The 9,898-nt window shown below is 41.5% G+C and carries 3 protein-coding genes; all 3 read right to left on the reverse strand.

The features are described from left to right. Positions 1 to 101 precede the first annotated feature (101 nt). Positions 102 to 2,648: a glycoside hydrolase family 3 protein gene (locus tag L0668_RS18165; protein WP_370659914.1), complete on the reverse strand. Its 2,547-nt coding sequence runs from the start codon at positions 2,646 to 2,648 to the stop codon at positions 102 to 104. Between the two features lie 128 nt (positions 2,649 to 2,776). Beyond that, positions 2,777 to 5,734, reverse strand: coding sequence for a TonB-dependent receptor (locus L0668_RS18170; RefSeq protein WP_235314151.1), 2,958 nt, complete (start codon positions 5,732 to 5,734; stop codon positions 2,777 to 2,779). An 84-nt stretch (positions 5,735 to 5,818) separates the two neighbouring features. Continuing rightward, positions 5,819 to 8,992: a glycoside hydrolase family 16 protein gene (locus L0668_RS18175; RefSeq protein WP_441295208.1), complete on the reverse strand. Its 3,174-nt coding sequence runs from the start codon at positions 8,990 to 8,992 to the stop codon at positions 5,819 to 5,821. Between the last annotated feature and the right edge of the window lie 906 nt (positions 8,993 to 9,898).

A 9,898-nucleotide genomic window follows, 5' to 3' on the forward strand; every position in this document is an offset into this window, starting at 1 on the left:
GTAAACGTTTTAGGTGGTTACATTAAGTTAACAAAGCATCACGTTCAATACTTAAATAAATTGAACGTGATGATATACATACAAGCTCGTCAAATAATCAATTACTCACAGCTTTTAGAGTCTATATCTGTTGAAGTTACAAACCTCAGTTCGCTGATAGAAAGAGAGTTATTTGAATCTGAATAAATTGACAAACTATCCACCAATTCATTGGCTGACAGACCTTGCACTAAACACGTCATGTCAATTGTAATATCCGTCCATGTGTTATCTGATAACTGAGTCAATTGATGACTGATGTCTACTGCTTGGGTACAAGCCGCATTATTTTCTTGTTGCCCTGAACAAGCCATTTTCACAAATACTGAATTGGTTTTAGCTTGCTCGGTTTTAATATTTAACACTAAAGCAGATGCATTGGTTAACATTTCTGCAAGACTAGAGTTTTTTAATACAAAACTTACACCGGCTTTTCCTGATCCTAAAAAATCCAGTTTAAACGCATCTTCTTGAATATTTTTATCTATAGTGCGATAGCCAATATGCGGCAATGTTAAAGTGTTAGAAGACACCTCTTTTTTCTGCTGCGCAGAAAACAAAGTCATACTCCACTTAGGATCTAACTTGCCGCTAAACACAGCTAAACCAGATGCTTGAATTTTTACATTAGTTTCTGTGGTTAAATCATTAGGAACGTCAGTTGTGCTTGTGTAATCCAAGCCATAACCGTAAGCAAAAAGTGGTTGATACTCTGTATCTAGTCGATTATTCATTGCTTGAGGATCATTTGGCCAAGAAAATGCCAACTTGCCTTTAAAATCAAATTGTACTTGATTTTGACTATCGGCCAAAATGACTTCAGCCACGCCCGCACCTTCTGTACCAGGAAGCCAAGCGGCTACAAAAGCATCACTGGCATTCAGCTCAGCATTGACCCACATTGGACGACCAGATATGAAAACCGAAATAGTCGGTATGCCTTGAGCTTTAAAAGACTCTAACAATGCTAGGTCTTGTTTGTTTTCAGCTTGATAGGCTAGATGTTCGAGATCACCTTGGCCTTCAGCATATGGCTCTTCACCAAATACTACAATAGCCACATCTGGTTTATCTGTAAACGCACCGTCAACACTCAAGGTACTTGTGCCACCAGCAGCGGTAACTTTTGCCGCTATGCCATCGTAAATCGAGCTACCACCTGGAAAATCAGCATTAGTATTACCCGTGCCTTGCCAAGTCACACTCCAACCACCAGCTTGTTTACCAATATTATCTGCCCCGTCACCAGCCACTAAAATATTCTGTTTAGGAGAGATGGGGAGTAAATTGCCGTTGTTTTTAAGTAAAACCAAAGACTCTCTAACGGCTTGTCTAGCTATGTCTCGATGACTTTTTTGGCCTATCAACTCAGTTTTACCAGAATACTTACGATTAGCTGGACTAGGTTTTTCGAACAATCCCGCTCTTAACTTCACCCTTAAAATACGACGCACTGCATCGTCAATTCTGGCTTGGCTAATTTCACCTGATTCAACTTGAGCCACAAGATTATGAAATAAAGGTTTCCATGCACTTGTGGGTACCATGTATATGTCTAAGCCTGCGTTTACTGCCTGAGGACAATTTTCATTGCTACAGCCTTTAATTTGTCCGTGTCCATTCCAGTCACCCACTACAAAACCATCAAAGCCCATTTTTTCTTTTAACACATCAGTTAATAGGTATTTATTGCCATGTAATTTATTGCCATGCCAACTGTTAAACGAAGCCATAACAGATTGAGCACCAGCTGTTAGGCCACCCACATATCCTTGAGCATGAATATCAAACAAGACTTGCTCTGAGGTAAGGTTATCACCTTGATCTACCCCATTTTGCGTACCACCGTCGCCGACAAAATGTTTAACCGTACTGATCACTCGGTTGTCACCTAAAAAATCTTGCTCAGCATGACCTTGTAATCCTCTAACAATCGAAGCAGCATACGCTTTCACTATTTCAGGATCTTCAGAATAACTTTCGTAGGTTCTACCCCACCTATCATCACGCACCACAGCAACAGTCGGTGCAAATACCCAGTCTATGCCGGTAACCATTACTTCAGTGGCTGTGATAGCCGCAATTTTTTCAATCAAATCAGGATTATTGGCTGCACCTAATCCAATATTATGGGGAAATAAAGTCGCACCAATTACATTATTATGACCGTGCACTGCATCAGTGCCCCACATAGTGGGAATTGTGGAACCGTCTAACGAATCATCGATTGACGCTTGATACATTTGTTCGGCAAGATTGATCCAATCTTGCGGGGTAGATTGTTTATTTCCATTCGGAAAAGAGCCGCCACCATTTAAGTAAGAGCCAAATCCATATTCGCGCATATCTTCAACTGTGATATCGCGAATTTCAGGTTGGATCATTTGTGCGACTTTTTGTTTCAGGCTCATAGTCGCTAATAAAGATTCAATCCTAGTTTCAATGTTTGGATCTTGAACTACTTCAGACTGGATTTTTGGCCATATTTCATTTTTTACTTGAGGGCTAGAAACAGCTGGATTTATAGGTGTTTTATCACCAGAACATGCCGCCATAATTAAACTTAAACCACCTAAAATCGCTATATTATTAGCTAATTTAATCACCATTAGCCCCCTCTGATTAATTATAAAGAATGAGATATGAGTTGTTACTTTTGTTAAAAATGACAACTCCTGAAATATTAGTTTAAAAAGTAAACGCCCACCACTCTGCACAGCAGCAGGCGCCTACACCCCTACTTAAAGCTATACCTAGCACCTAGTACATATCTAGAGCCATATTCACGAGCAAACAAGAACTGTTCTTGGTACCGTCCAAACCCTTGTTCAGTTTCATTGTTTAAATTAATACCGTCAAAGAAAATGGTTAAGTTTTCATTTAGGTCATAGTTAACACTCATGTCCCACTGACCAAAGGCCTTAGCAAATTGTGGAGGATTATCAGACGACCCTTGATCTTGCCCCACACCTATCAAGTATTCATCACGCCAGGCGTAAGTAACCTTGATTGAAATGCCATCTTTTTCGTAGAAACCTTGGAAGTTAGCTGAATCACTTAACCCAGTAAGTGGAGTTTGTTGGGTTAAGCTTGTGACGTCAAACTCGACATCACCTTCTACAAAAGTCGCGTTAACGCCGACACCAAAACCACTGTCTCCCAACAGATGTTGTACCGCCAATTCAATACCATCTACTGTCTTGGTTTCTGGACTGTTGTATGGACGACTAATGTCCCATTCAATTAAAGGATCACTTGCTTCAGGCACAATATAACCTTGAGCATTTAAGGTAGCGCCATTAGCTTGCATTTGCGCAAATATCGCATCATTTGTAGCTTGTACACCATCTGCTATTAAATCGGCTTCAGCTTGTTGCCATCTAGGGCCTTGATAAATATCGTGAAACCCATCAATGGTGGTAGAGACAATCTGACTACCAATAAAGTTTTCTACTTCCTTCTTGAAATAACCAATTGCCGCATAACTGCCTTCGTCATAGTAGTATTCCAAACTTAGATCTAAATTAGTTGACTCAAATGGCTGTAAGTTAGTGTTACCTTCACTACCGTTTCGAGAACCTATTTTGGGGCTGCCAGATAACTGTCTGCCTCCAGCTAGATTTCCTAAAGGCGCCCTTGCTATGGTTTTTCCCCAAGAAAAGCGGCCAACTAAATCGTCAGTAATTTCTACTTTAAAATCAAACATAGGCAGCAGCACATCATGCTCACCTGCTAATTCTAAGAAGTTACTGTCGCCATCTAAACGTTGAGTGTGCCATTCGCTACCACCTTTCCACCAAACCTCTGTTGGAACTTGCTGTAAAACGCTACTCGTCACATCTGTTTCTTCATAACGAACACCTATGTTCATTTGTACAAAAAAGTCTGCTATATCAAACTCCCACAGTGACTGCACATAAATACTGCTAGTTTCTTCTGTCACAGAGCTTTCAGAATAAGTGCCCATAGGGTGGTAAGCAGTAGCTGCAAAATAATCATCACCGCCTAAGACTTCATTGGTTAAAAATGCTTCTGAGCGTGCCACCAATTCATCAAAATCAAAGGTGTAGTAATAATTGGGACTAAGATCAGCTCCGCCACCCTCAATCGCACTTAAAAAGTTTTCAGTACTGTGACGAGTAAACATGCCGTCAGGCAACATTTCAGGCCATGATGGGTTGAATAAAAACCCACCAATCAAGCCACTCCAAGCATTTGAACCACCCATAGTTTGTTCAGTTCTGGCAACACCAAAATCAACCGAAACCAATGGAATATCAAAAGTGTTGTCCCACGAACCATCAAGTTGAAACTGCTCAATACTAGATTTACCAGGAGAATGAATAAACTGACTAAAATGAGTATCAATTTCACCTGGGGCTAATTCTGTTGTGCCATTGTTCCAATATATTTGTGCACTGGGTATGTCACCCTCTCGGAAGTCATAAGTTTTAGTGGTTAGTTGATCTGAGCCCAGTACTAATGAACCTTGGCTACCTAATCCCTCGTCTGCGCCATTATCATTTTCACTACTTGAATCATGATAATCTAATGTTAACTTAAGATTGTCAGTTACCTGCCAATCAAAATTAAGGCCAAGGGACTCTTCTTTAACTTCTGTCGTCACTCGGGTAGCAGTATAAGATCCGTCATTGCCAGCAATATCAGCAAAAATGACTGTACCGTTTTCATCTAATTCATAGGCATTTATATTGCCGCCATAGTCGTTCCACATTCCCCAGCTAATTGAATTACTGCCTGTAACGGCATTGGTCATAGTGTAATCAAGGGTTATAACTAAATCGTCAACTGGGGCATATTGTAAAGCCAGATGACCATTGGTGCGTTCTCTTTGAGTATCTTGAATGGCATATCCCATATTCCTTGGGAAGAAATAATCACCACTTGGATTACCTTCAGCATCTAAAGGACGTGCATCAATCACATTTGGTGCATCTAGCTCAGGTAGCGCAACATTCGCCTGCCACCCTTGTATACCAGCCGATTGTTGTTGAAAGTCACGTCTGTGATGATTAAACGAGAAAGCCACACCAAAAGTTTCATCAGCAAAAGTATTACTGTAAACGGCTGAAAGTTCAGGAGTGACATCATTGCCCGCTTCATTTGATGTATCTATAATGGTCTTTCCCGAAATAGAATACTTCTCACCGGGACTAGCTAAAGGTTTCGTTGTAACAATATTAACCGTTGCGCCTAAACCACCACTTGGTAACTCGGCACGAGCTGTTTTTTGCACTTCAAGTGCGCTTACGCCTTCTGAAGATAAATTCTCAAGGCTATACGAACGAGTATTACCTGTTCCAGGCATTTGCCTACCGTTTAAGGTAATAAGGTTAAACTCGGGGCCAAATCCCCTTACCGTGATTTGACTGCCTTCACCATTAGCACGGCTAACCGATACACCTGTAATACGTTGCAGTGACTCTGCTAAATTGGTATCGGGGAATTTCCCCATATCTTCAGCAGATATAATATCTACCACCCCAGACGCATCACGCTTTAGGTTCATTGATTTAAGTAAACTGCCGCGTATTCCGCGTACTTCTATGACTTCAGCCTCATCAGCCCCCCCTGAGCTAGCTTCTTGAGCATATAAAGACTGACTTGCAGTGGCAGCAAAAATGGATGAAAGACATAATGCAATATGTGTTTTTGAAAATGTTGAATATTTCATGTTAACCCTACTTTCTTAAAATTAGTTTTGATTTAATGGCGGCTTTGTCTGGCTCGAACTTCTCAGCCTTTAAAGACAACGAGACTAAGGCACTATGATTTGCGCATTATCAACGCGATACACAGCACCATCTCCCGTTCCCCAAGTAGGGAAAACCATCACCACATCAATGGCACTAATATCCAATCCGGCAGCAAATAAGTCCTCTAAGGTAAAGGTATAGGTTTGCCATTCACCTGCAGTTGGCGTTACACCTTCTTGGCTAGCTGAAAGTGCTAATTCAACAGCGGTATCAGCATCGCCTGATTCAATTTTAAATAACCAAGTTGAACTAGCGTCATTTGGAGCAGAAACTACTTTCAAATCAAAACGTACAACACCACCTTGAAGTAAGGCACTGGCATCGTAATAAACACCGTCATTTGCTAAAAAGCCCATTACTGTTGGAGAAGCACCAATTACAAACTCTGCCACTTGACCATGTTCTGAATCGTCTGATTCTTCGGTTGGAGTTGAATCTGCACAACAGTCCCAAATTGGCCATTCACTATTTTGTGAATCTTCATATAGAGTTAGACCAACCGCAGCAGGCACACTGGAAGGATCATAAATCATCACGTTATCTAATCGATAAACCGCACCTTCACCCGCTCCCCAAACCGGGAACACCATCAACACATCAATGGCGCTAATATCCAAACCAGCATCGTATAAACTTTGTAATGAATAAGTGTAAGTTTGCCATTCACCTACTACTGGATTCGCTCCTTCTTGGCTGTCAGCCAAAGGCAATTCAACGGCACCAGAGGCATCACCAGATTCAATTTTAAATAACCACTGGGCATCAGAGTTAACAGGCGCTTCTAGCACTTTCATTTCAAATTGCACTACGCCATTAGTTAATAGGTTTGAAGCGTCTAGATACACTTCATCATCCGCTAAAATTCCCATTACGGTAGGTGCACTACCTATGACATACTCAGCCGTTAATCCGTGGGCAGTATCATCATTTTCAACCGTTGGCGTTGAACCACCACAACAATCCCAAATACTCCACTGGGCTAACGCTGCGTCAGCAAATAACACATGACCATTAAAAGCAGTTGAAGCATTAGGATCATATATTTTTGCATTATCGATACGATAAATGGCTCCAGAACCAGCCCCCCAAGCAGGGAACACCATAAGTACATCAATGGCGCTGGTATCTAAGCCGGCTTCGGCTAAGTCAGCTAAATTGAAGGTATAAGTTTGCCACTGACCTTCAACCGGTGAGACACTTTCAACACTGGCAGCAAGGTTTAGCTCAACTGCTGTGGCTGCATTATCAGCTTCAACTTTAAACAACCAAGCAGCACTTGTGTCACTTGGCATAGACACTACTTTCATATCAAACTGGATGACACCATTAGCCAAAATACTAGTGGCATCAAATGGAGCTGGACTCTCGGTGTTATCTTCACGAGATATAAAGCCCATAACCGTTGGCGCATCACCAATGATAAATTCTGCAGTTGCACCATAAGTCGTATCTTCATCTTCGACCACCATAGGTACTGAACCACCACAACAATCCCACATTGGCCAACTGGCGTTTTCAGCATCTTCGAACAGGGTAACTGATGGAGAAGCACTACCACCTTTCCCAGCAATGGTTAAATTGGTAATTTGGTACACAGCTCCTTCGCCTGATCCCCAAGCTGGAAAAACCATGACGACATCTAAGGCACTTAAATCAAGGCCCATGTCAGCTAAGGTTTTTAAACTAAAACTAAATGTTTGCCATTCACCTTCGATTAATTGTGCGCCGTTTAAATTATCAGTTAAAGGGACAGCCGCTTCAGTTTGAGCCTCTAAACTTTCTACCTTTAGGCTCCATGAAGCACTTGTATCATTCGGTAACGACACTATTTTCATATCAAAACTAAGGGTGCCAGAATCAACTAAAGGAGAGGCGTCAAATGGTTTTGGCGCTCCTGCCGGATCATCGATGAATTCTGAGCGAGAAATGAAGCCATTAACAGTTGGGCTTGCCCCAACATAAAACTCCATAACACTGCCTTTTTCAGCGTCATCCATTAAAGTAGGTGTTGAACCACCACAACAATCCCATGCAGGCCAATTAGGGTTTAACGCACCAGAAAATATTGTTAAATCTTGGGCAATTCCTGAAGATGGTGGTGAAGGGATCGGCGCTTTACCTTCAACTAAAGCGTCATCTAGGCTGTCGTAGCCTCCACGCACGGTTTCACAACCTTTGCCTGTATCTGGATTATGAACACACTCATAAACACGTACGTAGTCTATTTCGAATGCATTGCCGTTACCAAAAGCTTCGGCGTCCACTCCAAGATTATTCACATTCTCAGGCCAATCACCGCCAACCGCAAAGTTCATAATTAAAAAGAACTCTTGGTCAAAAGGACCTTTATCCCAATAGGTAGTTAACTCACCAGTAATTGGGTCAAAGTTCTCATGAAACCATCCTCTATGGGCCAAACCAACAGCTTGATCTTTGCTGTTATAACGGACTTGAGATTGGCGTTGTGTGGCATATAGATAGTTATCTACATACCAGCGTATCTCACCTTCTTGCCACTCAATAGCATAAGTGTGAAAATCATCTGCAGGATTCAGATTATCAGGTAGTATGTATGAACCACCAGAATTAACATTGTTTGGCCATTCTTTGCCATAATGTAACGTGCCATGGACTCGACTTTCAATATTACCTTCATTGTCTACAGTCTTTAAGTTTACTGCTTCTAATATGTCTATTTCGCCCGATTTAGGCCAACCACCATATACACTATCAGTCGGCATCATCCAGAATGCAGGCCAACTACCTTGGCCGCTGGGTAATTTAGCGTTAATTTCAATTCGGCCGTATTTAAAGTCTGCCTTATATTGAGTGATCATTCTTGCAGACGTATAGGGCTTGTTGGCTCCAGCTTCTGCCGGTAAAGCGACTATTTGTAACTTCCCATCTGCGATATAGGAGTTATCTGAGCTATCGGTATAACATTGTTTTTCGTTATTCCCGCCACCGTCACAATTTACTTCGTGGGTCCATTTTTTATCATCGATTGCTGAACTATCAAATTCATCACTCCAAACCAAGTTCCAATCAGAAACCGGTTGTGTGGGTTTGATATGTTCAGTACTGGTTTTTGTTTCCGCTTGTCCGCCACACCCTAAAAATGTAAGGGTTGACATACAAACAACTAATTGACTGATATTTTGTGCTGCTTTTTTCATTGTGTGTGATTCTCAAATTTGGCTAAGCAACAAGCTCGAGAGTTAAATCATAAATAATTAGCAGATTTAACTATCCAACTCCTCTTCACCTGTGTACCAATATATTTTTATTTGTTTGATACTCGGCGCTTTGTGCGCTCAAAAGGTGGTGATTAACAAATTAATCGCGGGCATGATGAAATAGTTACAATTACTTAACAATTGAAATGCGGTATTAGGAAACGAGTTTGCGGTGTTGTAGGAATGAGTAACAAAAAGCCGATGAAGCGATACAATAAGGCGGCAAACTGAACCTAAATACAATTAAAGCTTAAACCTAAAAACAAAGGTTAACTAAAAGTGATTTTAGAGGTAAAGGAGCAATTGCCGAGATGTCATATTTGGGTGAGTATCATCATGGATGTGCAATTCAAACCATTGACGCTTTCCTAAAATTTAGGGCTGGATTACTCCAGGCATCCTGCCTTACGCCCTTCGGGCCATGCTGCGCATGTTCTATTTTGTTCCAGACAAAATAGTCGAACCACGCTGGCTATTCGCATCATCCCTGATACTCACCTCGTTCCGAGGCCAACCTCCGGTTGTTCTAATTTTTTCCCGAAAAATTAGTCTCATCCGGCACGACTAACGTGACAGAAGTATATAAATTAACATCGGGGATTTTTGAAACTTAGGGGATATACAAAAAGATGGTGGGGGAAAACGGGAATTTCAGGAACGTAGTTCCGCTCCGTTTTTCAATATGACATGGATGTCATATTTGGGTGAGTATCATCATGGATGTGCAATTCAAACCATTGACGCTTTCCTAAAATTTAGGGCTGGATTACTCCAGGCATCCTGCCTTACGCCCTTCGGGCCATGCTGCGCATGTTCTATTTTGTTCCAGACAAAATAGTCGAACCA

The sequence above is a fragment of the Paraglaciecola algarum genome, assembly GCF_021532655.1.
In the GTDB taxonomy this organism is placed as follows: domain Bacteria; phylum Pseudomonadota; class Gammaproteobacteria; order Enterobacterales; family Alteromonadaceae; genus Paraglaciecola; species Paraglaciecola algarum.